This window comes from Rhizobium sp. 768_B6_N1_8 (assembly GCF_051811225.1).
In the GTDB taxonomy this organism is placed as follows: domain Bacteria; phylum Pseudomonadota; class Alphaproteobacteria; order Rhizobiales; family Rhizobiaceae; genus Rhizobium.
In genome coordinates, this window is sequence record NZ_JBPWPV010000002.1 from 2,038,889 (window position 1) to 2,065,136 (window position 26,248).

Annotated in this window: 28 protein-coding genes; 18 read left to right on the forward strand and 10 right to left on the reverse strand. The window is 60.9% G+C overall.

Going from position 1 to position 26,248, the window contains the following annotated elements:
• The first annotated feature begins 80 nt into the window (after positions 1 to 80).
• From AB8B33_RS33760 to AB8B33_RS33780, 5 genes are all read left to right on the forward strand, one after another.
• Positions 81 to 941, forward strand: a complete 861-nt coding sequence (locus AB8B33_RS33760; RefSeq protein WP_439018711.1) for a helix-turn-helix transcriptional regulator — start codon at positions 81 to 83, stop codon at positions 939 to 941.
• Positions 942 to 1,046: 105 nt separating this feature from the next.
• Positions 1,047 to 1,478 carry a VOC family protein gene (locus AB8B33_RS33765; protein WP_007825313.1) on the forward strand — a complete coding sequence of 144 codons (432 nt, stop codon included), beginning with the start codon at positions 1,047 to 1,049 and terminating at the stop codon, positions 1,476 to 1,478.
• 54 nt (positions 1,479 to 1,532) lie between these two features.
• Positions 1,533 to 2,558, forward strand: a complete 1,026-nt coding sequence (locus AB8B33_RS33770) for an ABC transporter substrate-binding protein (protein WP_439018712.1) — start codon at positions 1,533 to 1,535, stop codon at positions 2,556 to 2,558.
• A 5-nt stretch (positions 2,559 to 2,563) separates the two neighbouring features.
• Positions 2,564 to 3,340, forward strand: coding sequence for an ABC transporter ATP-binding protein (locus AB8B33_RS33775; RefSeq protein WP_439018713.1), 777 nt, complete (start codon positions 2,564 to 2,566; stop codon positions 3,338 to 3,340).
• Positions 3,327 to 4,109, forward strand: coding sequence for an ABC transporter permease (locus tag AB8B33_RS33780; RefSeq protein ID WP_439018714.1), 783 nt, complete (start codon positions 3,327 to 3,329; stop codon positions 4,107 to 4,109). Before AB8B33_RS33775 ends, AB8B33_RS33780 begins: the two co-directional genes overlap by 14 nt.
• A gap of 164 nt (positions 4,110 to 4,273) precedes the next feature.
• On the opposite strand, the gene AB8B33_RS33785 is transcribed toward AB8B33_RS33780, so the two are convergent.
• Positions 4,274 to 5,290, reverse strand: a complete 1,017-nt coding sequence (locus AB8B33_RS33785; protein ID WP_439018715.1) for a GntR family transcriptional regulator — start codon at positions 5,288 to 5,290, stop codon at positions 4,274 to 4,276.
• The gene (locus tag AB8B33_RS33790) at positions 5,262 to 6,251 is read right to left on the reverse strand and encodes an alpha/beta hydrolase (protein WP_439018716.1); all 990 of its coding nucleotides are present in this window, start codon (positions 6,249 to 6,251) and stop codon (positions 5,262 to 5,264) included. Before AB8B33_RS33790 ends, AB8B33_RS33785 begins: the two co-directional genes overlap by 29 nt.
• A gap of 150 nt (positions 6,252 to 6,401) precedes the next feature.
• Between AB8B33_RS33790 and AB8B33_RS33795 the strand changes: the two genes are divergently transcribed.
• The 6 genes from AB8B33_RS33795 to AB8B33_RS33820 all read left to right on the forward strand — a co-directional run bounded on the left by AB8B33_RS33795 (position 6,402) and on the right by AB8B33_RS33820 (position 12,458).
• Entirely contained in the window at positions 6,402 to 7,427 is a 1,026-nt protein-coding gene (locus AB8B33_RS33795) for a sugar ABC transporter substrate-binding protein (RefSeq protein ID WP_439018717.1), read from the forward strand.
• A 72-nt stretch (positions 7,428 to 7,499) separates the two neighbouring features.
• Positions 7,500 to 8,519 (forward strand): ABC transporter permease, encoded by a 1,020-nt coding sequence (locus AB8B33_RS33800; protein WP_439018718.1) that lies wholly within the window; start codon positions 7,500 to 7,502, stop codon positions 8,517 to 8,519.
• Positions 8,516 to 9,472, forward strand: coding sequence for an ABC transporter permease (locus tag AB8B33_RS33805; RefSeq protein WP_439018719.1), 957 nt, complete (start codon positions 8,516 to 8,518; stop codon positions 9,470 to 9,472). The genes AB8B33_RS33800 and AB8B33_RS33805 overlap by 4 nt, the downstream gene beginning before the upstream one ends.
• Before the next feature lies 1 nt (position 9,473).
• Positions 9,474 to 10,997 (forward strand): sugar ABC transporter ATP-binding protein, encoded by a 1,524-nt coding sequence (locus AB8B33_RS33810; protein WP_439018720.1) that lies wholly within the window; start codon positions 9,474 to 9,476, stop codon positions 10,995 to 10,997.
• 8 nt (positions 10,998 to 11,005) lie between these two features.
• Positions 11,006 to 12,124, forward strand: coding sequence for a mandelate racemase/muconate lactonizing enzyme family protein (locus tag AB8B33_RS33815; protein ID WP_439018721.1), 1,119 nt, complete (start codon positions 11,006 to 11,008; stop codon positions 12,122 to 12,124).
• A gap of 4 nt (positions 12,125 to 12,128) precedes the next feature.
• Positions 12,129 to 12,458 carry an L-rhamnose mutarotase gene (locus tag AB8B33_RS33820; RefSeq protein ID WP_439018722.1) on the forward strand — a complete coding sequence of 110 codons (330 nt, stop codon included), beginning with the start codon at positions 12,129 to 12,131 and terminating at the stop codon, positions 12,456 to 12,458.
• Positions 12,459 to 12,496: 38 nt separating this feature from the next.
• Here the strand turns inward: AB8B33_RS33820 and AB8B33_RS33825 are convergent, their stop codons facing one another.
• The 6 genes from AB8B33_RS33825 to AB8B33_RS33850 form a co-directional block, all read right to left on the reverse strand.
• Positions 12,497 to 13,165, reverse strand: coding sequence for a hypothetical protein (locus AB8B33_RS33825; protein ID WP_439018723.1), 669 nt, complete (start codon positions 13,163 to 13,165; stop codon positions 12,497 to 12,499).
• 92 nt (positions 13,166 to 13,257) lie between these two features.
• Positions 13,258 to 14,121: an efflux RND transporter periplasmic adaptor subunit gene (locus tag AB8B33_RS33830; protein ID WP_439018724.1), complete on the reverse strand. Its 864-nt coding sequence runs from the start codon at positions 14,119 to 14,121 to the stop codon at positions 13,258 to 13,260.
• Complete coding sequence (locus tag AB8B33_RS33835) at positions 14,118 to 14,327, reverse strand: DUF1656 domain-containing protein (RefSeq protein WP_439018725.1); 210 nt, start codon at positions 14,325 to 14,327, stop codon at positions 14,118 to 14,120. Before AB8B33_RS33835 ends, AB8B33_RS33830 begins: the two co-directional genes overlap by 4 nt.
• Positions 14,328 to 14,332: 5 nt before the next feature.
• Positions 14,333 to 16,402: an FUSC family protein gene (locus tag AB8B33_RS33840; RefSeq protein WP_439018726.1), complete on the reverse strand. Its 2,070-nt coding sequence runs from the start codon at positions 16,400 to 16,402 to the stop codon at positions 14,333 to 14,335.
• A complete protein-coding gene (locus AB8B33_RS33845) occupies positions 16,399 to 16,875 on the reverse strand; it encodes a MarR family winged helix-turn-helix transcriptional regulator (protein ID WP_439018727.1) in 477 nt (158 codons plus the stop codon). The genes AB8B33_RS33840 and AB8B33_RS33845 overlap by 4 nt, the downstream gene beginning before the upstream one ends.
• Positions 16,876 to 16,994: 119 nt before the next feature.
• Positions 16,995 to 17,915 (reverse strand): LysR substrate-binding domain-containing protein, encoded by a 921-nt coding sequence (locus tag AB8B33_RS33850; RefSeq protein WP_439018728.1) that lies wholly within the window; start codon positions 17,913 to 17,915, stop codon positions 16,995 to 16,997.
• A gap of 121 nt (positions 17,916 to 18,036) precedes the next feature.
• Here AB8B33_RS33850 and AB8B33_RS33855 point away from each other — a divergent pair, with 121 nt between their 5' ends.
• Positions 18,037 to 18,582 carry a carboxymuconolactone decarboxylase family protein gene (locus AB8B33_RS33855; RefSeq protein WP_439018729.1) on the forward strand — a complete coding sequence of 182 codons (546 nt, stop codon included), beginning with the start codon at positions 18,037 to 18,039 and terminating at the stop codon, positions 18,580 to 18,582.
• Positions 18,583 to 18,637: 55 nt separating this feature from the next.
• Positions 18,638 to 19,270, forward strand: coding sequence for a pyridoxamine 5'-phosphate oxidase family protein (locus AB8B33_RS33860; protein ID WP_439018730.1), 633 nt, complete (start codon positions 18,638 to 18,640; stop codon positions 19,268 to 19,270).
• A gap of 7 nt (positions 19,271 to 19,277) precedes the next feature.
• Here the strand turns inward: AB8B33_RS33860 and AB8B33_RS33865 are convergent, their stop codons facing one another.
• The gene (locus AB8B33_RS33865) at positions 19,278 to 20,018 is read right to left on the reverse strand and encodes a DUF6683 family protein (RefSeq protein WP_439018731.1); all 741 of its coding nucleotides are present in this window, start codon (positions 20,016 to 20,018) and stop codon (positions 19,278 to 19,280) included.
• Positions 20,019 to 20,263: 245 nt separating this feature from the next.
• On the opposite strand from AB8B33_RS33865, the gene AB8B33_RS33870 reads away from it, so the two are divergent.
• Positions 20,264 to 20,782 (forward strand): hypothetical protein, encoded by a 519-nt coding sequence (locus AB8B33_RS33870; RefSeq protein WP_439018732.1) that lies wholly within the window; start codon positions 20,264 to 20,266, stop codon positions 20,780 to 20,782.
• A gap of 225 nt (positions 20,783 to 21,007) precedes the next feature.
• Positions 21,008 to 21,751, forward strand: a complete 744-nt coding sequence (locus AB8B33_RS33875) for an SDR family NAD(P)-dependent oxidoreductase (protein ID WP_439018733.1) — start codon at positions 21,008 to 21,010, stop codon at positions 21,749 to 21,751.
• Positions 21,752 to 21,806: 55 nt separating this feature from the next.
• On the opposite strand, the gene AB8B33_RS33880 is transcribed toward AB8B33_RS33875, so the two are convergent.
• Positions 21,807 to 22,511 carry a transcriptional regulator NanR gene (locus AB8B33_RS33880; protein WP_439018918.1) on the reverse strand — a complete coding sequence of 235 codons (705 nt, stop codon included), beginning with the start codon at positions 22,509 to 22,511 and terminating at the stop codon, positions 21,807 to 21,809.
• A 182-nt stretch (positions 22,512 to 22,693) separates the two neighbouring features.
• Here AB8B33_RS33880 and oiaX point away from each other — a divergent pair, with 182 nt between their 5' ends.
• The 3 genes from oiaX (at position 22,694) to AB8B33_RS33895 (ending at position 26,211) form a co-directional block, all read left to right on the forward strand.
• Entirely contained in the window at positions 22,694 to 23,950 is a 1,257-nt protein-coding gene (oiaX, locus tag AB8B33_RS33885; RefSeq protein ID WP_113320208.1) for a 3-oxo-isoapionate-4-phosphate decarboxylase OiaX, read from the forward strand.
• A gap of 2 nt (positions 23,951 to 23,952) precedes the next feature.
• Entirely contained in the window at positions 23,953 to 25,287 is a 1,335-nt protein-coding gene (locus AB8B33_RS33890; RefSeq protein WP_439018735.1) for a four-carbon acid sugar kinase family protein, read from the forward strand.
• Positions 25,288 to 25,383: 96 nt separating this feature from the next.
• The gene (locus AB8B33_RS33895) at positions 25,384 to 26,211 is read left to right on the forward strand and encodes a phosphogluconate dehydrogenase C-terminal domain-containing protein (protein ID WP_439018736.1); all 828 of its coding nucleotides are present in this window, start codon (positions 25,384 to 25,386) and stop codon (positions 26,209 to 26,211) included.
• The last annotated feature ends 37 nt before the right edge of the window (positions 26,212 to 26,248 follow it).

The following is a 26,248-nucleotide window of genomic DNA, read 5'->3' on the forward strand; positions in this document are numbered from 1 at the left end:
GTCGCATTCGACTCAGGGACAGATGCGGACTTCCTCACTTGGCGCAAAAATTGCTTTTCATGAGCGATGGAGAACACCATATGCTCGACATTGACCCGCGAATATTCTCGATAAACCGGCCGTCGCTTCAGCAATACAAAGCGTTCGTTCAGCGCGACCTCATCATAGAGACTTACCACAGCTCGTCCGGCGAGATGGTCTCGCAGGGCTCGCTTCACAGGATCTCGATCAACCGCACTGCTCACCGGAAGTATGCACACCGGTATGGTTCGGCAAATTTCAGATCTGTCGATAGACCGTCCTTCACACTGGGCTTCCAGCCGGCTTTGATAAATTTCGAAGTCGAAGGCGACGCCGCAGACTACATATCGATCTTCCAGGCTCCGAAGCTCTACGAGAACCTGGGCTTGAGAGATTTCGACCCTGACCGCCTCAACGACGATGCATTCAGTGCAGCATCGGACCCGACCACCTTGCAGGTGGCCCTTTCACTCGCTGCAGCCGTCGAGCAAACCGATTGCGTGGACCCTCTCTTGATGGAGCACCTTGGCATGGCGCTCGCCTGTTCGGTCGTCAGGCTCCTGGGGGCAAAAGCGCCTGTCGGGATGCGGTCGATCACGTCGGAAAAGCTGAAGCGGGTGACCGAGTATGTCGAAGATTACCTTTATCGTGCCAACCTCAACGTCGATGAGTTGGCCGGCGTCGCCCACATGAGCCACTTTCATTTCAGCCGCGCATTCAAGAAGGCCGTCGGGAAGCCGCCGCATCAGTTCATACTCGATCGAAGGATTGAGAAGGCTCGAATTTACCTGGCTGATGGCAAGGAAACTCTCTCTGAGATCGCCTATGCCATCGGCTTTTCCAGTCAGGCACATTTCTCAAGCGTATTTCGCCGGATGGTTGGCGTAACTCCCGCTAACTATCGCAAGTCATTCCAATGATCGGCGCTGATGCGCAGAAAAGCAGCTTTGCGAAAAAATAGCGCACGATTTTGAAATCGCACCCCGCGTTTGCAAGACACACTCTCGACAACAAGGGAGTATCGAATGTCTGCCTTCGCGCAAGTTAATCCAATCACCGATATTTGCTTTCTGGTCGAAGACATTGACCGGGCAGTGGCCTTCTACGTCGATAGCCTCGGCTTCAAGCCACGCCGGCGCGCTCCAGGCTTTGCCGATTTCAAGGGTGCGGGCGTTACCCTCGCCCTTTGGGAGATCGACCATATTGCTCAAAATACCGGCGTATCCAGCCTGAAGGCACCGCCCGGTGTTCACAAAGCCTGCGCTGCGATCGAGCTTTCTTCTCCCGCGGCAGTGGACGCAGCCTACGCCGAATTGGCAGCTGCCGGCGTCACCTTCCAGGGGCCTCCACAGGATTACAGCTGGAACGCGCGCTGCTGCTATTTTGCAGATCCTGATGACAATCTCTGGGAACTCTATGCCTGGGCCGAGGGCGGTCCCGTGGGCGATCTCGACTAAACAAAGTCTCTGCCGCCGATTGCTGGCAAGGGCGTTAACAGAAGGGGAATGGCGATGACGATGAACCGACGCAGATTTTTGGCCAACGGTGCGCTTACGCTTGCTGCTCTATCCGGCGGCCTAAGCATCTTTGCGCCCATCAGGGCGAACGCCCAAAGCGCAAAGGTTGTCATCAAGTACGACTGGTTGATGAGCAACGGTCAGATCGGGGACATCGTCGCGGCGAAGAAGGGGTTTTTCCAAGCTGAGGGACTGGAGGTGGAGTTTTCCCCCGGGGGTCCCAACTCCGCGACCGTGCCTCCGGTCGTTACCGGCCAGGCCGGGCTCGGCCAGTTCTCGGACTCGGCGCAGTTGCTGCTCGCACGCGCCTCAGGGGTACCGATCAAGATCATCGCTTGCGGATTTCGCATGGCGCCTTTCGCGTTCTACTCGCTGCCGAAGGCGCCAATCCGCGCTGTCAAGGATATGGTCGGTAAACGCATCGGGATTCAGCCAACCGCCCGCTACGTCCTTGATGCAATCCTTCTCAAGAATGATATCGACCCGTCGAGCCTCACGATCACAAACATTGGCTTCGACATGACGCCGTTGACGACGGGCCAGGTCGATGCGGTGACGGGCTGGATCACCAACACCCAGGCTCTATCCGTTATCGGACCTGACCGGATCGATTTGATGATGAAGGATACGGGGCTGCCATCTTGTGCCAACGTCTATTTCGCAACCGACGATACGATCGACAAGCACTCCGACACGCTTGCGAAGGCAATGCGAGCCATAGCCAAGGGCTGGTCATGGACGCACGAGCATCCAGAAGACGCCGTGAAGCTGACGGTCGAAGCCTATCCGCAGCTCGATCTGGCAGTGGAGTTGAAAACGATACCACGGATCATGTCGCTGAGCTTCGATGAGACGACGGCAAAGGATGGATGGGGTACCTTCGATCCCCAGGGCGTCGCCGAACAGATCTCGGTCTATGACAAGGTTGGCCAGTTCAAGTCCGGCCCACCAAAGCTCGATGAATGCTTTTCGACCGCCATATTGGAGATGACGGCAGGAGACCGTCCGAAGATCGGATGAGCCCTGTGACAAACGAAATTGCAATCGAGGCGAGGAGCCTTGGGCTCGGCTATCCGGGATCGATGCAGGCGGTTCTGGAGGGCGTCGATCTCAGCGTCGCCAAAGGCGAGTTTCTGACCATTCTTGGCCCGTCCGGATGCGGTAAGTCGACGCTCCTTCGCGCAATTGCCGATCTGCTGCCGCCGATCAACGGCCGGCTTTCCGTGCTTGGAAAGTCGGCGGCGGAAGCGAGAAGGCAGCGGGAGGTCGGATTTGTATTCCAGGAGGCCACCCTGCTTCCCTGGCGCACGGTGCGAGACAATGTTTGCCTGCCATTGCAGGTTGGAAAAGGCCGCATAGCCAAATCGGTCCAGCCAAGGGCCGACCATTGGCTGGAGTTGGTCGGCCTTGCCCATCTATCGGATCGCTATCCAAACCAGCTTTCGGGCGGACAGCGCCAGCGCGTTTCGATTGCACGCGCCCTGCAGTGCGAGCCGGACATCCTCCTGATGGATGAGCCCTTCGGCGCGCTCGACGAAATCACCCGCGACCGGCTCAATGATGAGCTTCTCTCCATCTGGCGTCGGACACACGCGACGATCCTCTTCGTGACACACAGCATTGCCGAGGCGATTTATCTCGGAGGGCGCGTACTGGTGCTTGCAGCAAACCCTGGCCGGTGCCAGGCCCTCATCGATCTGGCATCACTGAAGGACGAAAACGGCGTCTGTCGCAGGGAAAGCCCGCAGGCACAGGAGATAGCAGCGCAACTGCGTCGGCTGCTGCGCGATGGTGGAGCGTAATCCCTTGAAGAGAGACCAACTTTCCCTGTTGGAAGCGACTATTCTTCCAGTTGCCGGCGCGCTCTCATTACTGATCGTCTGGCAATGGGTGTTACCGGCGCTCGGCGTTCCGGCTTATATCGTCCCCACGCCACTCTCGGTCCTGCACACATTTGGCAGTGAATGGCGGGGGCTCGTCCAGAACGCGCTACCCACCTGGTACGAGGCTCTTCTTGGCTTTTTTCTCGGCAATCTGACTGCAGTGATCCTTGCCATTGTCTTCGTCTACAGCCCGCGTGTCCGGGCGGCATATTTTCCCGTCGTGCTGCTCTTCAATACCATTCCGGTTTTGGCCCTGGCGCCGATCATCATCCTCGTCTTCGGTCTCGGCATTTTACCCAAGGTCGTGATCGCCGCCCTCCTTTGTTTCTTCCCGACTCTCATCAACATGGTCCGTGGTTTGACATCGGCGACAAGCAACGAGCTGGAGCTCATGCATGTTCTGTCGGCGAGCCCATGGGAAACCTTCTGGCGTCTGCGGGCTCCACGATCGGTGCCGCTTCTGTTCGCCTCGCTGCGGATTTCGGCAACGACCTCTGTAATAGGCGCGATCGTGGGGGAATGGATCGGATCAGATCGCGGACTTGGCGCCGTAATCATCCAGTCGACGTTCAACTACCAAGCCGAAAGGCTCTTTGCGGCGGTACTGCTTGCCTCGCTGTCTGGCATCATCTTCTTTGCGATCGTTGGCCAAATCGAGCGAATCTTCCATCGGCTGGCATCCTCTTGAATTAGGTATGTCCTTTGACAAGCAGGAACGTCTGAATGGATTTTGATCTCATTGTGCAGAATGCCAACCTGCCAGATAGCCTCAGCGGCTTGGCGGGCGTCCGACAACGGTCGATGGGGCTGCCTGTGCGCCGATCATCCCAACCGCAAGATTGAGTGGAGCGATCAGCGCTCACCTTTGACCTGGATGAGGTAGGGCGGCGTCAGGCCTGAAGGCATGGCGGGCAGGTGCTGGAGGATTTTCAGGTTGGGGTCGAGCGCCCGGCGCAGGTGGTCAGCAAGGGCTGCACAGGCCCTGTCAATATCGCCGGCGAGCAGCGCGTCGTAGACACGGGTATGCTCTGATATCATCATGGAAATTTCCGCTTCGGTGCGGAAATTGGCGAAGGTCGAGTGGGTGGCGATGAGGACGCGCTGACTGCGTCGCACGGCCGCAAGAAGCACCGTATTGGGGCAGGGCGCGAGTGAATCGAGATGCAGGTCGGCTTCGGCCCGCTCCAGCATTTCCGGCGCCTGCGGATAGGGGCCGAGGGATTTCAATCTCTGCCGGCGCTCCTCAAGACCCTCCTTCTCAAGGAAAGGATAGGCCTGGCGCAGGGCTTCCGGCTCCAGCAGGCGACGCATGTCGTAGTGATGACGAAAGACCTTGGCGCTGAGCGGACCGGCATACCAGCGGTTATTGCTGTCCTGCTCGATGATGCCGCTGCGCTCCAGCTGGGTCAGCACTTCATGGGCTATGGTGCGGCTGACATCGTAATGCTGGGCAAGTGCTGTCTCGTTCAACAGGAAACGGCCATAGGCAAGACAGACGGCAACGGCATGTTCGACTTCCGGGTAGATCTGCTCCCGGCGATTGATGACCGGAACGGTGAGCGAACGTGGCAGGTCGAGGCCCGCAGCAAAAAGGTCGCCGCGCTGCGGCTCGCCGCCCGGCACGATATAACCGCGCCCTTCGAAGGTCTGGATCAGGCCTTCCGACAGGAGCCGCGCCAGCGCGATACCGGCCGGGATACGGCTGACATTGAAAGCGCGGGCGATGCTTGCCTGCCCGAGAATGAGGCCGGGCTCCAGCGCACCCCGCTCCAGATGGTCACGAAGAACCTGATAGATCGTCAGATAGATCGGCTCGGACCGCACAGCCGTGGCCGCGGTTTCAGCCTCCGCCCCGCTTGCCATCGTCATGTCTGTTCCAAAGGCCGTCTGCCCATTTCCCGATGCGCCCAATCAGCTTGCGGGCGGTTTTTCCTGCGCGATCCATGATGAAAAAGCCATGGATGGTTCCCTGCCATTCCTCGTAACAGACGTCATTTCCGGCGGCAATCAAGCGCTGTGCATAAGCGCGGCCCTCGTCGCGCAGCGGATCGTGGTCCGCGGTGATCAACAGCGTCGGCGCTAAGCTCGAGAGGTCGGCGGCGAGCAGCGGCGAGACGCGAGGGTCGGAGGGTAGCGTGCCGCCCGAAAGATAATGTTCCGCAAACCAGATCATCGTCGACTGTTGCAGGGAAAAGCCGTTCGCGAATTCCCGGCGGCTTTCTGTCGTGCCGGAGAGATCGGTAGCCGGATAAATCAAAACCTGCCCGGCAAGCGGGATGGCGAGATCGCGCGCCCGGATCGCCAGCGATGCGGCAAGACTGGCGCCGGCGCTGTCGCCCGCAAGGATCACCTTGCCGGCATCAAGTGCAAGCGCTTCGCCATTTTCCTGAAGCCAGAGAAGTGCCGTCTCGGCGTCCTCGAAGGCCGCCGGAAACGGCGCTTCCGGCGCCTTGCGGTATTCGACAGACAGCACATTGGCGTGGGCGGCATTGGCGAGCGTACGAACCGGCCCGTCATGGGTCTCGATGCTGCCGACCATCCAGCCGCCGCCATGGAAGAACAGGATAGTCCGCGTGGTGCCGGCCACGCGGTAGAGCCGCGCCTTGAGCCTGACGTCGTCGCTTGGAATCTCGACATCCTCAATGCCGGAGACCGCGTCCTTCGCACCCCAATGAAGGGCGAGCCGGATTTCGGAATCGGCGCGCGCCTGCTGCGGCGGGAGCGTCTCTATCGTAGCTCCGCCAAGCGCGTCCTGCTCCTCCAGGATGGTCCGATATTCCGGCAGAAGCCTCGATCGGTCGCCACGCGCCCCGTTCTCTTGCGGCTCCATCAACTCCTCCTCGCCGACTGCATGGTGCGATGGAAAGGGAAGATGACAAAAAAGTCAATAATCGAATATTGCATGCGATATTCGATCGTGTTAGCGATTGCACATGGCAATGCTGGAAGAGGACCGGACTTGCCCAAACGGGAGGATGTCATGACAATTCGCAGTCTCATTGCTGCAGGCCTTGCATGCTCTGTGGCAGTCGCGCCGCTCAGCGCTTTCGCCTCGGAAAACAAGATCGCCCTGGTTCCGGGCGGTCCGCACCCCTATTTCGCGCCCTGGGAACAGGCTGCCGCCGATGCCGCCAAGGATTTCGGCATCGCCGCTGTCGAGTACAAAGTGCCGAGCGAATGGAAATTGGAGGCGCAGACTGAGCTTCTGGAAAGCCTTGCGGCACAGGGCACCAATGGCTTTGGCGTGTTTCCGGGTGACGCAGTCGGCGTCAACGCCATATTGTCGGAAATGAAGAGCAACGGCATTCCCTCGGTGGCACTTGGCGGCTGCGCGCAGGATCCGACCGATGTCGGGCTTTGCCTGGCGACCGATGTTTCGCAGTCGGCCTATCTCGGCACCAAGGCGCTGATCGAGGCGATGGGTGGCAAGGGCACGATCGTTCATCTGGCAGGCCTGCTCGTCGACCCGAATACGACGCTGCGCGTCAAGGCGGTCGAAAAGGCCGTCGGCGAGACGAATGGCGCCGTCACCCTGTTGCAGACGGTCGGTGACACCGACAGCCAGGAACAGGGCGACCAGAAGATCAATGCCCTGCTTGCCGCGCAGAAGGACAAGATCAACGGCCTGATCGCCACCGGCTATATTTCCTCGGTGGTGGCTGCAACCGCGCTCAAGAACCTTGGCGATAAGAAGATCAAGCTTGTCGGCATCGACGATGACAAGATCATCCTTGACGGCATCCGTGACGGTTTCGTTGCCGGCACCATGGCGCAGAACCCCTATGGCCAGGCCTATATCGGCGCCTATGTGCTTGATCAGATGGCTGCAGGCTGCAGCGTGAAGGCGGACGCCCCTTGGATCGCCACACCTCAGACGGCGCATTTCGTCGATTCCGGCACGCTGCTGATCTCGGAAAAGAACGTCGACAGCTACAAGGACGATCTGAAGGCGCTGACGAAGAAACTGCAGGGGAGTTTCAAGGACACCTACCTCTCCTGCAAATAACGAGAGCGGCGCGGGGTCGAAAGCGCCCGCCGCCCAATCATTCCTGTTCCACGAGACCGGTCATCCCAGCGCATGGCACCCATCGACAATGATAGCCCCGTCCCCGATGCAGGCAGACACAGCCTGCTGGGATTGCTGACCAGGGGGCCGGCGCAGCTCGGCCTGCTGATCATCCTTCTGATCCTGTGGGCCGTCTTCACCAGTCTGGCGCCGGGCTTCCTGTCGCGCTTCAACCTGAATTCCATGGGCCGCTCGGTCGCGATCGATGTCGTCGTCGGCTTCGCCCAGATGGTAGTGCTGGCGACCGGCGGCATGAACCTCTCAGTCGGCGCGATCGGCGTCTGCTCCGTCATGGCTGCGGGCTATCTGATGCAGACTGCAGGCCTGCCCATTCCGCTTGCGATCATCCTGACGCTCGCGTTCGGCGGCCTTCTCGGCGCGCTGAATGGGCTTGCGATCGTCAAGACCGGCGTCAACAGCTTCATCGTCACGCTCGCCAGCGCCAGCCTGTTTTCCGGCGGCATGCTGATCTTCACCAAGGGCGTCCCGCTGAACGGGTTGCCGGCGAGTTTCGGCGCCTTCGGCCGCAGCGGCATCGGCCCGGTGCCGTCGCTGGCGGTCGCAGCATTTTTGATCGGCGCCCTGCTCTACATCCTTTTCAAGCATACGGTGCTCGGCCGGCAGATCCTGGCCGTTGGTGCCAATGCGCGTACGGCGGAAATGTCGGGCGTCCCCGTCGGACGGATTACCATCTTCGTGCATGTGCTCTCGGGAATGCTGGCCGCAGCAGCAGCCTTGATGCTGACGTCACGATTGTCAGCGGCCATGCCCGGCGTTGCCGGCGACGACTGGCTGCTGCCCTCTTTCCTTGCCCCCGTCATCGGCGGCACCGCGCTTGCCGGCGGAATGGTGTCGGTGGTTGGTACGATCCTCGGTGCAATGCTGGTCGCAACCATCCGCAGCGGCCTGCTGGTGCTGCAGGTCGGGAATTTCTGGCTGCAGCTCTTCCTCGGCATCTTCCTGCTCTCGGCAATCCTGTTCGAACGCTACCGGACGAAGCTCGCAATCCGCGAACAGACGAGGCGCGCATGAAGACGCTGATTTCCCTTGCCGCAAGGACACAATGGTCCGGCATCCTGGTCGGCGTCATCGCCGGCGGCATCGCGCTCGCCTTCGCCTCCCCCGCCTTCATGACGGAATTCAATTGGTTCGTCATGCTGCGCAGCATCTGCGTATCGCTGCTCGTCGCCTTCAGCCAGATGGTCATGCTGGGCGTCGGCCAGATGAACCTTTCCGTCGGGGCGCTCGGCGGGCTCGTCGCTGTCGTGACCGGTGGACTTATGGATGTCTGGGGACTGCCGGCCATCGCCGCAATCATTGTCGGCATCGCCTTCGGCGGTCTTGCCGGTTTTATCAATGGCTGGCTGACGGTGCGCACCGGCATCAACGGCTTCATCGTCACACTCGCGACCGGATCGGCCTTTGCCGGCATCAATCTCGGCATCACCAAGGCCATTCCCTTCTACAATCTGTCGCCGGCCTTCGTAGCCTTCGGCAATGGACGCCTCGGTCCCTTCCCGCTGCTGCTGATCGTGCCGCTGGTGGTGACCGTGCTGCTCATCATCTTCTTTGCCCGCACGGTCGAGGGACGCTACATGCTGGCGGTCGGCGGCAATGCCCATGCGGCGGGGCTGTCGGGCATTTCGGTCGCCCGCGCGACGATCATGGCGCATGTGCTTTCCGGCCTGCTGGCCGCAACTGCCGGCGTGCTCGCCGTCGCCCAGCTCGGCTCAGCGCAGCCGACGATCGGCGCAGACTGGGTGGTCATTTCCTTTGCGGCGCCGATCATCGGCGGAGCAAGCCTTGCCGGCGGCTCGATCTCCATTCTCGGCACTCTCATCGCCGTGTTGCTGGTCGGGCTGATCCAGAACGCCATGGTGCTGCTGGCGGTCGATCCCTACTGGGTCACCTTCTTACTCGGTGCGCTGATCCTCGCCGCCGTCTGGATCAACCGCTACCGCGCAGTCCGGGTCGGGGAGGATTGAGATGGCACTCATTCTGGACCGGATCGGCAAATCCTTCCCGGGTGTGCGGGCGCTCAACAATGCGTCTCTCACCCTCAATGGCGGCGAGATACATGCGCTGATGGGCGAAAACGGCGCCGGCAAATCGACGCTGATCAAGATTATCACCGGTGTCCATCGGCCAGACAGCGGGACAGTGACGCTGGACGGCGCACCTCTATCCCTCTCCTCGCCCCGCGATGCAATCGCGCTCGGCATTTCGGCGGTGCATCAGGAGCGCAACCTGATCCCTCGTTTCTCGGTGGCCGAAAACATTCTCCTGGAGGGGCTGCCGGTTCGAAACGGACTCGTCGATTTTCTCCGCGCCAACGAACAGGCGCGCGAACACCTTCGCAAAGTCGGCCTCGATGTCGATCCGGCAACGGAAGTGCGCCGCCTCAGCGTCGCCCAGATGCAGATGGTGGAGATTGCCAAGGCGCTCAGCCACCAGGCCAAGGTTCTGCTGCTCGACGAGCCCACGGCATCGATCACCGATGCCGAGACCGAAATCCTCTTCAGGCTCGTGCGGCAGTTGCGTGATCAGGGAACGGCGATCCTCTTCGTCAGCCACAAGCTCGAAGAAGTTTTGAGCCTTTGCGACCGGGTCACGGTTCTGCGCGACGGAGAGACGACACTGCGTGGCGCGCCGATGGCCGGCATGACACGGCAGACGCTGATCGAGGCGATGATTGGCCGCGCGGAGCGGCCGGTGATTGCCCGCTCAGGCAAGCCGCAGGAAGGTTCACCAAAGATCGAGCTTCGCGATGTCGCGACAGCGACCGGCCACGGCAATATCTCTTTTTGCCTCCGTCGCGGTGAAATCCTCGGCCTCTACGGCCTCGTCGGTGCCGGCCGCACTGAGCTCGTCCGCGCTATCATCGGCAAGGACAAGCTTACGTCGGGCACGGTTCTGATCGACGGCAAACCGGTGCGTATCGGCTCGGTGGAGGAGGCGATCAAGCGCTTTCGCATGGGCTATGTCAGCGAAGACAGGAAACATGAGGGCGTGATCCTCGCTCATCCGATCCGTTCGAATATCGCCATGACCGTCTGGGGCAAGATCGCCTCGACCTTCGGGCTGATCGGCGCCGGCCAGGAGCGCCGGACCGCCGCACCACTTGCCCGGCAGCTGGAAATCCGCACGCCCAATCTCGAACAGCTCGTCGGCAATCTCTCGGGCGGCAACCAGCAGAAGGTGTCGCTCGCCAAGTGGCTCGCCGCCGATGTCGATATCCTCTTCATCGACGAGCCGACCGTCGGCATCGACATCAAGGCCAAGGCCTATATTCACGAGCTGATCAACGGGCTTGCCGACAAGGGCATGGCGATCCTGCTGATCTCCAGCGACATGCCGGAAATGGTGGCGCTCGCCGACCGCATCCTCGTCATGCACGATTTCAGGATCGTCCACGAACATGAAAACGACCGCAAATATGAGACGGCAAGCCGCGCCATCATGTCGGCAATCCACGCGGCCGAACCCGCTCAAACCCGCACGGCACGTTAGGAGGAACCATGGCCCGCATTGAAAAGATCGAATTGCGCATGGTGGACCTGCCGCCCAAGGTGAAGCGCACCGATGCCATCCAGAGCTTCGTCAGCCAGGAAACGCCAATCGTCACCATCACCGATTCTGACGGCGCCTCCGGCACCGGCTATTCCTACACGATCGGTACCGGCGGCTCCTCCGTCATGCGGCTTCTGTCGGACCATCTGGCACCGCTCTTGATCGGCGAAGATGCTGATTGCATCGAGGCGCTCTGGCACAGACTAGAATTTGCCACGCATGCAACGACGATCGGCGCGATCACGGCGCTGGCGCTCGCGGCCGTCGATATCGCACTCTGGGATCTGAGAGCCAAGAAGCACAAGCTGCCGCTCTGGAAACTTGCCGGCGGTGCCAAGGAAAGCTGCCCGCTCTATACGACCGAAGGCGGCTGGCTGCATATCGAGAAGGAGGCGCTTGTCGAAGACGCCTTGCAGGCGAAAGCGAAGGGTTTTAGCGGTTCGAAGGTGAAGATCGGCAAGCCGCGCGGCGCTGAGGATTATGCCCGTCTGTCTGCCGTGCGCGCTGCCCTCGGCGATGGCTTCGAGATCATGACCGACTGCAACCAAGGCTTTACCATCGATGAAGTGATCCGCCGGGCAGAACGGCTGAGGGAACTCGATCTCGCCTGGATCGAAGAACCACTGCCGGCCGACGATCTCGACGGCCATATCCGGCTGTCGCGCTCGACCCCGACGCCGATTGCCGTCGGCGAATCCATCTATTCGATCCGGCATTTCCGCGAATATATGCAGAAGGGCGCCTGCTCGATCGTGCAGGTGGATGTTGCCCGCATCGGCGGCATCACACCCTGGCTGAAGGTTGCGCATGCGGCCGAAGCCTTCGATATCCCCGTCTGCCCGCATTTCCTGATGGAGCTGCATGTCAGCCTGGTCTGCGCTATCCAGAACGGCAAATATGTCGAATACATTCCGCAGCTCGACGATCTGACCACCAAGGGCATGGAAATCCGCGACGGCCGCGCCATCGCCCCCTCCGAACCCGGCATCGGCATCGAATGGGACTGGGATGCCATCAAGAAACGCAGCATCGCCGAATTCACGACAGAAATTACCCAAGGGCGGTAGCAATATGCAGCGCATGGGCATGGTGATCGGCCTGGAGCCGGACAAGGTCGCAGAATACAAGGCGCTACATGCCGCCGTCTGGCCGGAGATCCTGTCACTGATCTCGGCCTGCAACATCACCAACTATTCGATCTTCCTGAAAGAGCCGGAAAACCTGCTGTTTGGCTATTGGGAATATGTCGGTGACGATTTCGAAGCCGACATGGCGAAGATGGCCGCCGATCCGGCAAATCGGCAATGGTGGGCCGTCTGCATGCCCTGCCAGAAGCCGCTTGCAACACGCAAGGAAGGCGAATGGTGGGCAATGATGCCGGAGGTGTTTCACCTGGATTGAAGCCCAGACTTGCGCGTGCGTTGAAGCTCCGACACCGCTCAATAGGATCTGTCGAAACCGAGCTCGAACCAGTCAAGCGCATCATCCGACAAGAGTTCCTTCTTGGCCAAGCCATCCAGTATCCATTTGCCGTAACTATCGCCCTTCGGGAGTGGCCCAATCTTCAGGCGCTCGGCAATCTGCAGGGCAACGATAGTCTGATCCCTCGCTTTCAAAAGCAAGGCCAGTCGCCCCGCAAGGTTAGGGCCGCCCTTCCTCCTCCCGTCCAGCGTTCCAGCCACACAGCCTGTGAAATAGCCGGCTCTCTTCGCCCTCGGAAGCCAGGCGCTGCCGTCGTCAAAGGTCGGTGTGCCAAGCCTCTCCTGGATGGATTTATCGCGTTTGCCCCAATGGAGCACGGCATCAAGCTGATCAACCACCTCAGCGGCCCTATCGCTCGCGAACATGAGACGAACATATTGGCAAAGAGCCCGCGCGCCGCTGCTCCTCTCGATCTCATCACTCACGCCGGCAGGATCGGCGACGATCGCCGCGCCGAGTTCACTAAGAATTTTCTTCCGCTTCTGCTCATTGAGAGCGGTCAGATCGTGCCTGTTCTTGATGAAATCGCTCCAGGTGACGACGGCCTGGTTCTGCCCCATCGCGGAAATCGCAGATAACAGCAGCGCAACCGCGACAAGCGCAGGCCTGAAAGCGGATTTTACCATTCTGACGGAACTCCGTGGTGTCATCTTCGATCTGATGCAGCCTCGACTATTGTCCAGACTCGAAGGCTAGGCGAGAGCGTGGCAGCTCACCATCAGCTCTTATCCACCTCTACCGTCGCCGTCAGTCCGGCGATCAGCCTGACATCCTCAGGCACATTGTCGATGCTGATGCGCACTGGTACGCGCTGGGCAAGGCGCACCCAGCTGAAGGTGGGGTTGATATTGGCGAGCAGACCGGTGCCGGCCGTGCGTTCGCGGTCCTCGATGCCGGTTGCAATGCTTTCGACATGGCCGTCAAGGCTTTTCGTCTGACCCATCAGGTGGATGGAGACCTTGTCGCCGGGGTGGATGCGCGGCAGTTTGGTTTCCTCGAAATAGCCTTCAACACGCAGCGAATCCGTATCGATCAGCGCGATCCTGGCAGTGCCGGCGCTGACATAATCGCCCGGGCGCAGGCTGAGATTGGAGACCGTTCCGTTGACTGTCGCCTTGATTTCCGAACGGTCGAGATTGAGCGCGGCGAGATCGCGGTTGGCGGTTGCCTGGCGGAAAGCGGCTTCGGCCTGTTCTTCCGCCGTCTGCGCCTGCTCCTTCTGCTGCAGCGAGGCAGCGTCGCCAAGGCGCTCCTGACGCTCGCGCTCGCGATGGGCCTGGTCGAGGGCGGCCTTGCTGCTTTCGAGAGCTGCTTCCGATTGATCGAGAGCGATCGAAAAACGTTCGCGGTCGATGCGGAAGAGGACATCCCCCTTCTTGACCATCTGGTTGTCGGTAACGAGCACGTCGCTGACAAGGCCGGACACGTCAGGCGCGATCCCGACGACATCGGCGCGCAGGCGCGCATCGCGCGTCCAGGGTTCGTCCATGTAATGGCCCCAGAGACCGCGGCCGACGAACATGGCAGCAATGACGACGGCAAGAGTGACGATAAGGCGACCAGTGAATTTCAGGGCGTTCATGCGAAGTACCAGCGTGTGAAAGAGGAGACAGCTCCAAGGACGAGCACGTAGAGGGCAAGGTCGAAGAGACCGCGATGCCAGACGAGGGAATAGGCGCCGAGCCAGGCGAGCACCCGTCTGACGACGATGATCAGCAGAAAACTCAGCACCATGAGAACGAGGAGGCGCGGCACATAGACGCCGTAAACATCAAATTCTGCGGGCATGACAATTACTCAGCGGCAAGCGGGAGGAGTTGCGGCGCAGCCTCGTCCGCCTGCCAGCTTGCTGGCGGGGCTGCGTCAGGGAAAAGTGCGCGGCGAAGACCGACGAGGGCGTCGATACTGTCGGCGCCGCGCCTGTCATCTTCGAGCGCGATGATCTTGAGGCTGTCGTCGATCGACTGGCACAGGCCGTCCTGCGGATCGAGCGCCCGGCCAGCCTCGATGCGGCCATGGTAGAAATCGGCAATACCTGACAGCACAACGCCGAGCGATGCGGCGCTCGCGCCACGCAGCCTCTTGCGCTCGTTCTGCAGCATCAGCACGTTGAAGCTGATGCGCACTTCGGCAAAGCCATCCACCTTCTTCAGCTCACGGTCCTCGACGACGGCAAGACGCGGAACGAGCTGGCCGAGGCGATCGAGAATGCGGCCGGAAAGCCGCTCGTGATCGGCGCGGCGCTCACCGGCCGCGGTCTCGGCAAGATCGGTCCAGCCCGCCCGCACCAGGCGCCAGGCGGCAAGCTCGGCGCCGAAGGGGCGGGCAATCAGCGTCCAGACCAGGGCAAAGCCGATGCCGGCAAGGGCTGCGATCGCCTCATTGGCGAAGGTGGTAAAATCAGACGTGTAGCGGTCCTGCAATGCGATGAAGGAGGCGCTGTTTACGGTGAGCAGCATGGCCAGCATGTTGAACTGCGGCTTCGGGATCATCAGTCCGAGCAGCAGGAAGGGCGGCGCAAAGACCAGAACCAGGAGCTCGTAGCTGTTGACCATCGGCAGGATGCCGAAAATATAGACGAAGGAGATGATGAGACTGATGCCGCACCAGATGAACATCGAGGTGATGAAAGGAGCAGGCCGATCAAGCGCTGCGAAGAAGGAGCAGGCAACGGCTGCCATGGTGACGAAGCCGGCACCATTCTGCCAGCCGCTATAGATCCAGAACAGGCAGGCGATGAGAATGCCGACAACGACGGCGCTCGCCTGAAAGGCCAGCAGCGCATAATCGAAATGCCTGATACGGCCGACGATCTGGCGATGGCGAAAGGCCGGCCGCCAGGGGCCGGAATGTTTGCCGCTGATGATTTCATTGCGCAGCGTCAGGCAATCCTGCCAGAGATCGACGATCTCCTTCAGCCGCGCCAGAGCACTTGAAAGCAGCAGGTCGCCCCAGCGCCGATCCGGGTCGGCCTCGCGGAGACTTTCGATCCGCTGCGCCAGCTTTTCAGCCGTGTCGTCAGCTTGAGATTTTGCGCCGAGGCTCAGCCAGTCGGCGACCTCGTTCAGCAGGCAGATCAAATCTTTTGGCAGCACCTCGCGCTCGGTCCTCAGCGCATGAAGACGATCTGCGAGCGAGGAGAAGAGCGGCAGCAGCATCAGGAGACGACCACGCAGCTCGCGCGAATGGCGCACGATATCGCGGCTGCCCGCATCGTAACCAAGCTGGCTGATGATGAGGTCGAGACCGGTGACGTCGGCGGCAAGCTTCTGCCGTTTCAAGGGCGTTACCGGCGTCGCACCCTCGCCGCGCAAAATATCATTTGCCCAGCTACCGGCATCGTCGAGCCAGGTGGAAATGCGCTGGCCGAGCACGCTACGCACACTGGTCGGGAAGACGACGGCACTGACGAGGCTGGCGCAGACGATGCCGATAATGATCTCTTCCGAGCGGGCAAGGGCTGTGTCGAAAATGGTGTCAGGCGAACCAACGGACGGTAGCGCGATCAGCGGCAAGGAATAGCCGGCAAGCATGAAGACGTAGCTGCGCGAGGAGCGGTCCAGCATCGAGATGAACAGCAGCGTGCCGGTCCAGAGCGCGATGACGATGCTCAAGAGTTCCGGCGCATTGACAAAGAGCGGCACGAAGAAAACGGCAGCACTTGCGCCGAGAAGTGTGCCGAGCGCGCGATAGAGGCCCTTCGAGCTGGTCGCACCCGCGAGAGGATTGGCGACGACATAGACGGCCGCCATCGCCCAGTAAGGCCGCGGCAGATCCAGGGACAAGGCAATGAAAAGGGCAAGCATGGACGCGAGGAAGGCCTTGGCCGAGAAGAGCCAGTCCCGCCAGGAGGGAAGAGTCACAATGTTTCCTCAAACTGCTGTGCGACCGCCGCAACCTGCGACAGGCTGATCTCCTCGAAAGCCTGCAAAACACGGACCGCCGCTTCGAGATCGGCTTCGCTGACGTTTACGAGGATCCTACCGCGCAGGTCATCGAGAACGGCCTCCATACGGGTTGCGAGGCTCTGGCCCTCCTCCGTCAGCCAGAGACCCTTTGCCCGCCTGTCAATCGGATCATCCTTGCGCATCACGAGATCGAGTGCTTCCAGCTGATCGAGCAACCTGACCAGCGACGGGCCTTCGATGCCGACGTGATTGGCCAGCACGACCTGGCGCACACCACCGCCCAAACGGCCGATCCAGAGCAATGGTGCTGCGCAAGCTTCCGAGATGCCGTGGGAGGTCAGCGCAAGATCCACCGCCCGGCGCCAGTTGCGGCCGGTCGACAAAAGGTTCGCAGTGAAAACGCGCTGAAGGGACGTAAATGATTGCATCCCATTCTAGTAGCATTAAAATAGTTAGGATTCAAACAATATTCTGAAACAAACGGAAATTGCTCCCGACGGATGTCCGAAGACAGCTGGCGTCAGGATGGAGATGGGCAGGAATTGCCTTACCTGGAGGAAGATTGCAGGGCAGCGACGCTCGCCCTCAGCCGGGGTGCGGCGAAATCCAGAAAGTGGCGCATTTTGAGCGGCATCTGGCCACGGGCGAGATGGACCAGGTGGATGGGAGCCGGCTCCGGTTCGAAGTCTTCAAGCACGAGTTTCAGTGCGCCAGCCGCGACCGCCCCTGCGACCTGGTAATAAAGCAGCCTGGTGATGCCGGCGCCGCGGATGGCGGCCTCGGCCGCCGCCTCGGTCGTGGTGACGGAAAGTCGCGGGCTGATCGACACGTCGATGGCCTTTGCTGCTCCGACCTTCCGGAACTGCCAGCCGGCGGTTGGCGTCAGGATCTCGACGCTGATGCAGGGCAGGCCCAGAAGATCAGCTGGCTCCTTCGGCACACCGCGGCCGGCAAAGAAGGCCGGACTGCCGCAGACGACCCTGCGAACCGAACCGACGCGGGTGGCGACCATGGCGCTGTCGGGCAAATTACCGATGCGCACGGCCATATCGACATGCTCGTCGACGAGATCGATATTGCGGTCCGCCAGCATCAGCCGCACGTTGATCTCCGGAAAGGCCGCCAGAAAATCCGTCACGACAGGCAGCACGTGAAGGCGGCCGAACTGCACCGGAGCTGTGATCACCAGCTCGCCCTTCGGCATGGCAAATTCGCCGGATGCCTGACGTTCTGCCTCCTCCACCTGCTCGAGGATTCGTCTGGCGGCATCGACATAGGTAGTGCCTGCATCGGTCAAGGCGATCCTGCGAGTGGTGCGGGTCAAGAGCTTGGTTCCGAGCAGCGTCTCCAGATCGGTGATCTTGCGGCTCAGAGTCGGCAGGGGAATTTTCAGCGAACGGCTTGCCGCCGACAGGTTTCCCCTGTCCACCACCTCCAGCAACATCGACATGGCTTCGAACCGATCCAAACCACTCTTCCATTTTCCGGTAAAATTACTTTCATTTTAAGTATATTCTCTTGGTGAATGGAAATCGACACATTTGCTTCAACAAGCCAATCACGGTTTGGCGGCAGCGAAGGAGATCTCCATGTCCCGTATTATCATCCCCGCCAAGGACGATGCGCCAGAAGCAACAAAACCAACGCTCGACGCCATCCAGAAGACGCTGGGCTCGGTTCCGAATATCTTCCGCCTCGTCGCCAACAGCCCGGCCGCGCTGACCGCCTTCACCAGCTTCCAGAACGCCCTTTCCAGGACACTCGATGTCAAGACGCGTGAACGGATCGCTCTGGCCGTCGCTGAAGTGAACGGCTGCGACTACTGCCTGTCGGCCCATACCTATCTCGGCCTCAACCTTGCAAAGATCAGCCCGGAAGAAATCGCCCTCAACAGGAAAGGTGCCTCTGCCGATGCCAAGGCGAATGCTGCCGTCGGCTTTGCGGCAAAGATTGCCGAAGCGCGCGGCCATGTCGCCGACGCCGATATCACTGCCGTCCGCGCTGCCGGCTTTTCTGATGCGCAGATCGTCGAGATCGTCGCTCTGGTCGCCGAAAACACTTTCACCAATTATCTGAACGAAGTCGCCAAGACCGATATCGACTTCCCGGTCGCGTCCGCTGCCAATGCCGCCTGACGGATGACGAGCGGGCTTAAAGCTCCGCTCCCTCCCAACCTTGAGGAGATGGATCATGTCCTATGGATTTCTCGACATAGCCTCGACGCCCAGCGTGCGCGCCGCCCAGGCCGAAATGGGTGTTCAGGATTTCTGGACCAACCTGCCGACCGACCGCAGCTTCGACCGCTTCACGGAAAACGAGAGCGCCTTCATTGCGTCGCGCGACAGTTTCTACATGGCCTCCGTTTCCGAAACGGGCTGGCCCTATGTCCAGCATCGGGGTGGTCCGCAGGGCTTTCTCAAGGTGGTCGATGATCGCACGCTTGCCTTTGCAGATTACCGCGGCAACCGGCAGTATATAAGCGTCGGCAATCTCGCGGCCAATGAGCGGGTCTGCCTCTTTCTCATGGATTATCCCCGCCGCGCGCGGCTAAAGATCTATGCGCATGCCGAAAAGCTGGCGCTCGATGCGGAGCCTGCACTGACGGAGCTTGTCGCCACGCCGTCCTATCGGGCAAAGCCGGAACGCCTCTTCCGCCTGCGCCTCGAAGCTTTCGACTGGAACTGCCCGCAGCATATCACACCGCGCTATACCGAGGCGGAGATCGGCGTCGCCGTCCAGCCGCTTCGTCAGCGTCTCGCAGAGCTGGAGGCCGAGAATGACGCCTTAAGGGCGCAGATCGCGCGCGCTGGAGATGCCGAGTAGCGCCTGGCTACTGAGCCGAAACCATGCCCCGATCAGTGAGCGTCATACCGGCGAGATCAATGCCCATGCCACGAGCGCCCTGGGCTGCTGCCCGGCCGACGGCCTGGAGCTGGTCGGGTTCGCTCTGAGACTGCTCGACGGCGCTTTCGACCAGCAGCGCCTGCAGCAGCAGGGCCTCAGCCATCTCCTGTTTCGACGCATCGTCTGCGGTGGTGACGATGGCGGCCGATGCCATGGCATTCATGACCTGCCGGCGCACGGCAGCCGCGGATGCCGGGCTCGGATCGTCGGTCGTGCCCCGCGTCGCCTGCCAGCTGTTGATCAGCCAGACGGCATAGGCATCGGCAACATTGTCGATCCTCAGGCCGTAGCGGGCAAGCGGTGGGCGCATTGCCTCGATGATATCCTGCGAGGCAATGAGTTTGGCGAGCGTGTCAGCACCTTTTGGATCGACGGCTTTGGTCTTCGATACGAAATTCTCGAGATTGGCGGAACGGCGCGACTTCGACGGTGTATAGCGAAAGTCTGCGACGCTGACGGGCTTGGTGGCTGCAGACGCTTGCTTTCCTGCCTTCCCTTGCGGCGAAGGGGGCTGCATTTGCCGGCGCAGCGTGTCGGCAATCGGCCCCATATTCAAGGTGGCCTCGAAGGCACCGGGGCTCAGCGGCCCGGCAAAATCTGCCTGGGCGCCTGCGCTCACCGGCAGGCAGAGAACGAACCCAACGACGACAATCCGAGCATATCTCATCAATGAACCCCAAGGCGCAGCCGAGGCGAATATATGCGGCGTGTTCGCGTCGGCAAGGTGAAGAGATGGCTTGGGGGCCACTTCGCGTCCCCGCAGTTTCGCATCCTCGCAGAACCGTATTGCGAATGTGCGACATTGACCGGCATCGAACATCCCCCCGCCTCTAGCCTGAGCAGCAACTGGACTTTGCCCCAGCCTCCGGGGATAGTTCGAGCAATATCCGGATAGAGACGATGGAGGCTCCGGTGAAGGCTCATCTTGCGGCATGTCTTGGTCTCACTCTCCTGGCATCGCCGGCAATGGCCGAGGGCAGGGTCGCCGAGGTCTTCACGAAGACCTGTCTCGCGCAGTTTCCGGATTTCAAGAATATCGATATGGCGCCCTATCACCCCTCCACGAACTCGACCACCACCGATAGGCTCAGCCCGGCGAACGTTCCGATGATGATGCCGACCAGCAAGACCTTCTGGGAGATCGGAACACCGGCGAAGAAATCACCCGACGATTTTCTGCTGGAGGTGAGCGAAGGCACCGTCTTGGAAAAGCCCGCAAAGGGTTGCATGGTTCTCGGAATGGGTGGCGGCAGCTTTCAGGAAGAGACGTTGCTCGCGACATTCCAGACAAGCCAGTTCGTCGGCGAGATGACGTCGTCAATCACACCGGGCTTTCGCTACTGGATCGTTGATGGCAGCGGACGAAAAGCCTTTTCGGCATCAGTCTTGCCAATGCTTTTGCGCCTGCGGGCGCCTCGATGTTCCTTGTAGTGATCGACCCGTCGGTGGCGCAGCAATTGGGCGAGCTGCCCAAGCAGCAGAAAAACTGAGAACAGAGGCGCATTACACAACGCAAAACCGGTGACTGTTGCCGTCATCGGCACTCCAGAAATCCCGCCAGACTTGTTACTCCCGGTCATTGGCCGCCGGGCCTAGGCTCCTTGGCGATCATCAGGGAACCCCTCCTGATGACATGGTCAATTATAGGAGCATGTCTTGAACATCGAAAACAAAACGGTCCTGATCACCGGCGCCAATCGCGGCATCGGCCGGGCTCTCATGGACGAAGCGCTGCGGCGCGGTGCAAAGCACGTTTATGCGGGATCGCGCGGCGAGCAACAGCATGACGATGAACGCGTCACCTTCGTAAAGCTCGATATTACCGATGAGTGGGATGTCCAGAAGGCGGCCGCTACTGTCGGGAACCTCGATATCCTCATCAACAATGCCGGCATCTTCATGCCCGACGATCTCGGCGATACAGACATCATCAATCGCCATCTGGCGGTCAATTTCTTCGGGCCGCTGAGGGTGACCCAGGCTTTGCTGCCGGCACTGACGCGGTCGAAAGGCGCTATCATCAACAATCTCTCCCTATCGGCACTCGTGCCGGTCGCGTCCACGCCGGCCTATTCGATCTCGAAAGCGGCGGCACATAATCTCATGCAGGCCTTCCGAGCGCTCTTGTCAGGCCGAGGTGTCGCGGTGCACAGCTGTTTCACGGGGCCGGTTGACACCGACATGACACGCGGCTTCGAGGTACCGAAGTCGCCGCCTGCCCTGGTGGCAGCGGGAATACTCGACGGTTTCGAAAGAGGCGAGGAGGATATCTTCCCCGACCCCTATTCCGAACGCGTTGCCGATGGCTGGCGCACCGGCGTCATAAAGGCACTTGAGCAGGAATTTGCCGCTTACGTTCCGCCAGCGCCTGAAGTGGCTCAGGATTGCTGTCACCACTGACATTCTGTTTGCGCGTGAATGGCGTTGCCGCGCCGTTCGCCGCAAGCGGCTGGCTCTACTTCATATAAAGCGAACGCGAACGCTCCAGATGCTTGAGCACCGCCGCTTCGGCGCCATCGACGTCGTTGGCGGCAAGCTGCTCCAGGATCTCTTCATGTTCGGCGAGCGTATATTTTTCCTTGCCGGTCCAGATCAGCATTTCCGTATGATATTCCTTCAGCCATGCCAGCATGGCTTCGCTGACGGCCACATAGATCGGATTGCCGGAGATCTGGGCGATGCGGGTATGGAACCGCATGTCGGCGGAAATGAATTCTTCGGCGTGGCCGAGCGAGGCGCGCTGATGGTCGATGATCTCGCGGAGCGCTTCGATATCGGCCTGCTTGGCGCGCTGGGCGGCCTCCCGCGCCATGCCGCGCTCGAAGAAGATACGGGCACTCTTCAGGTGCTCCAGCGAATCCGCCGATTGCGACAGCATGATCTTCGCCGTCAGGTCGACCTGGCGAAAGATCGACTGGGCAGTCAGTTTCAAGACCCTCGCCCGCTCGCCGTGCGAGATGCTGACGAGGCCCTTGTTGGCGAGAGATTGCATCGCCTCGCGGATGGCGGGGCGGCCGACGCCGAAGCGTTCCATCAGAACGCGCTCGGAGGGCATTTCGTCGCCCGGTTGCAACTCTCCTGATGTGATCAGCCGTTCCAGCCGGTCAAAAACTTCATCAGACAGTTTTCGACGGACAATTGGCTCGATGGCTGAGGTCATGGCGTCTCGCTGGCTCAAATCTTCTCTCCCCTTAGCATTTTCACCGACCGACGACAAAGCGCGCCAAGCGAAATTCACACCTGTTGAAAATTTCCGTTGCAGAAAATGGAATACTCATTATACCAGATTACAAGTTGACACCATGGCTTCTTGACGTGGCGAGAGGAGCAACCGGCAATTTCATGATGATAACCCTCACTTACCGCATCGAGACGCCCGGCAGCGTCGAAGCGATGGCGAACAAGATCGCCTCTGATCAATCGACCGGCACCTTCGTTCCGGTTCCGGGCGAGACAGAGGAATTGAAGTCGCGGGTCGCCGCCCGGGTGCTTGCCATCCGTTCGCTGGAAGATGCGGGCCATCCCTCCTGGCCGGAGGCGCCCGAAGGCGTACGGCTGCAGCGCGCCGATGTCGATATCGCATTCCCGCTCGATGCGATCGGCACGGATCTTTCGGCCCTGATGACGATCGCGATCGGCGGGACCTTTTCCATCAAGGGCATGACCGGCCTGCGCGTCGTCGACATGAAGCTTCCGGAGGCCTTCAGACAAGCCCATCCCGGCCCGCAATTCGGCATTCCCGGCAGCCGGCGCCTGACCGGCGTCGAGGGCCGGCCGATCATCGGCACGATCGTCAAGCCGGCACTCGGTCTGCGCCCGCACGAGACGGCGGAGCTTGTCGGCGAACTGATCGAATCCGGCGTCGACTTCATCAAGGACGACGAGAAGCTGATGAGCCCCGCCTATTCGCCGCTGAAAGAGCGCGTGGCGGCGATCATGCCCCGCATTCTCGATCACGAGCAGAAGACCGGCAAAAAGGTCATGTATGCGTTCGGCATCTCGCACGCCGATCCCGACGAGATGATGCGCAACCACGATCTCGTGCTTGCGGCTGGCGGCAACTGCGCCGTCGTCAACATCAATTCGATCGGCTTTGGCGGCATGAGCTTCCTGCGCAAACGCTCCGGCCTTGTGCTGCATGCGCATCGCAACGGCTGGGACGTGCTGACGCGCCACCCCGGCATCGGCCTCGACTTCAAGGTCTATCAACAGCTCTGGCGGATGCTCGGCGTCGACCAGTTCCAGATCAACGGCATCCGTGTGAAATACTGGGAGCCGGACGAGAGCTTCGTTGCCTCCTTCAAGGCGATCAGCACGCCGCTCTTTACCCCCTCCGACTGCCCGCTTCCCGTTGCCGGCTCCGGCCAGTGGGGCGGCCAGGCACCCGAAACCTATCAGCGCACCGGCCGCACCACCGATCTTCTCTATCTCTGCGGCGGCGGCATCGTCAGCCATCCGCAGGGACCGGCAGCCGGCGTACGCGCCGTACAGCAGGCCTGGCAGGCGGCAGTCGCCGACATTCCGCTCGACGACTACGCCAAAGATCATCCCGAGCTTGCTGCATCGATTGCCAAGTTCAGCGACGGTAAGGCGGCGTGAGGATGCGCGACCTGCTCGTCAGTTATTACGGCGACGATTTCACCGGCTCCACCGATGTGATGGAAGCGCTCGCCAGCAACGGCATTCCAACCGTGCTCTTCCTCGGCATTCCCGAGCAGGCACTGCTTGACCGCTTCCGAGATTGCCGGGCTGTCGGCATTGCCGGAACGAGCCGCAGCGAGAGCCCGGCCTGGATGCAGGAACATCTTGCCCCGGCCTTCCAGTGGCTGAAAGGCTTGCAGGCGAATATCTGCCACTACAAGGTCTGTTCGACATTCGATTCCGCGCCCGAAGTCGGCAATATCGGCAAGGCGATCGAGATCGGCAAAGAGATCTTCGAGCAGGAGCTGGTGCCCATCATCGTCGGTGCGCCGCAACTCAAGCGCTATACGGCCTTCGGCAATCTCTTTGCCGCCTATCAGGGGCGCGTTTTCCGAATCGACCGCCACCCGGTCATGAGCCGTCATCCCGTCACGCCCATGCAGGAGGCGGATCTTGCCGTTCATCTCGGCAAACAGACCGACCTTGCCGTTTCGCTCGCCGATCTGACACTGCTTGCATCACCTGATGCGGACGCGAGGACCGACCAGCTGATCGCCGAGGCGTCAGGCATCCTGCTTCTCGATGTCGATTCCGCCGAGAGCCAGACCACCGCCGGCCGGCAGCTGCAGCGCATCGCGGCTGCCAAGGGCAGTTTCGTCGCCGGCTCCTCCGGCGTCGAATATGCGCTCATCGATGCGTGGCGCGAAAAGGGCCTGATCGGCCAGGGCGTCGAGTTTCAGTCGCCGGGTAAGGTGGATCGGCTCGCCGTCGTCTCCGGCAGCGTCTCGCCGACGACGGAACGGCAGATTCGCACGGCAATTGCCGACGGCTTTCATGATATTCCACTCGATCCTCTGGCACTCGTCGGCACCAATGCCGAGGCGGCACTGGACGTCGCGGTCGCAGCAGGCCTTGCCGCGCTGAAAGCCGGCCGCAGCGTCATCCTGCACACCGCCCTTGGACCCTCGGCCGATCGCGGCGCCGATATCGACCAGCTACCCGGCGCCCGTCATCGGCTGGGTCGCGCGCTCGGAACCATCCTGCGCCGCCTTGTCCAAACCGAAGGGCTTTCGCGCGCCGTTATTGCCGGCGGCGACACGTCGAGCCATGCGCTGAAGGAATTGCGCGTCGATGCACTGACGACCCTCTTGCCGCTGCCGCAGACCCCCGGTTCGCCGCTCTGCACCGCCCATGGCGGCTACGCGTCGACGGACGGGCTGCAGATTGCGCTGAAGGGCGGGCAAGTCGGCGCCGACGGCTATTTCGCGCAGATCCGGGACGGAAGGAAGGCATGATGCAATCGGGTGACTTCGTCCGCGAACGATAATGGAATGGTGATTGACTCATCATACCAGTTACGATACCAATCCCGCATATGAAGGTGAGGAAACATGACTGCAATTGCCCTCTTTGGCGCCGGCGGAAAAATGGGATACCGGCTGGCCAAAAATCTCATAGGTTCCCGTTTTGATGTTCGTCATGTCGAGGTCAGCGACGCCGGCAAGGCGCGCCTGAAGAACGATCTCGGCATCGATTGTACGCCGGCCGATGCCGCGCTCGATGGCGCTGATGTCGTGATCCTCGCCGTACCGGATACCGCGATCGGCAAGGTTGCAGCTGGTATCGTCGACAAGCTGAAGCCCGGCACGATGGTCGTCGCCCTCGACGCCGCCGCCCCCTTTGCCGGCCATCTGCCTGAGCGCGCGGACCTAACCTATTTCGTGACCCACCCCTGCCATCCGCCGATCTTCAACGACGAGACGGAGATGCAGGCGAAGAAGGACCATTTTGGTGGCCTCTTTGCCAAGCAGCACATCGTCTCCGCCCTGATGCAGGGTCCGGAAAGCGCGTACGGCCTCGGCGAAGAGATCGCAAAGGTTATCTGGGCGCCGGTCATGCGCTCGCACCGCGTCACGGTCGACCAGATGGCGATGCTGGAGCCCGGCCTTTCGGAAACCGTCTGCGCCTCGCTGCTCGTGATCATGCGCCAGGCGATGGACGAATGCGTCGCCCGCGGTGTTCCAGCGGAAGCCGCCCGCGACTTCCTGCTCGGGCATATGAACGTGCTCGGCGCCGTCATCTTCAAGGAAGTCGACGGTGTGTTCTCGGATGCCTGCAACAAGGCGATCGAGTTCGGCATTCCGGCCCTCATGCGTGACGACTGGAAGAAGGTCTTCGAACCTCAGGAGATCGCCGACAGCATCCGGCGCATCACCTGATACTGCCGCGGCGGGGCTCGAGCCTTGCCGCCTTTGC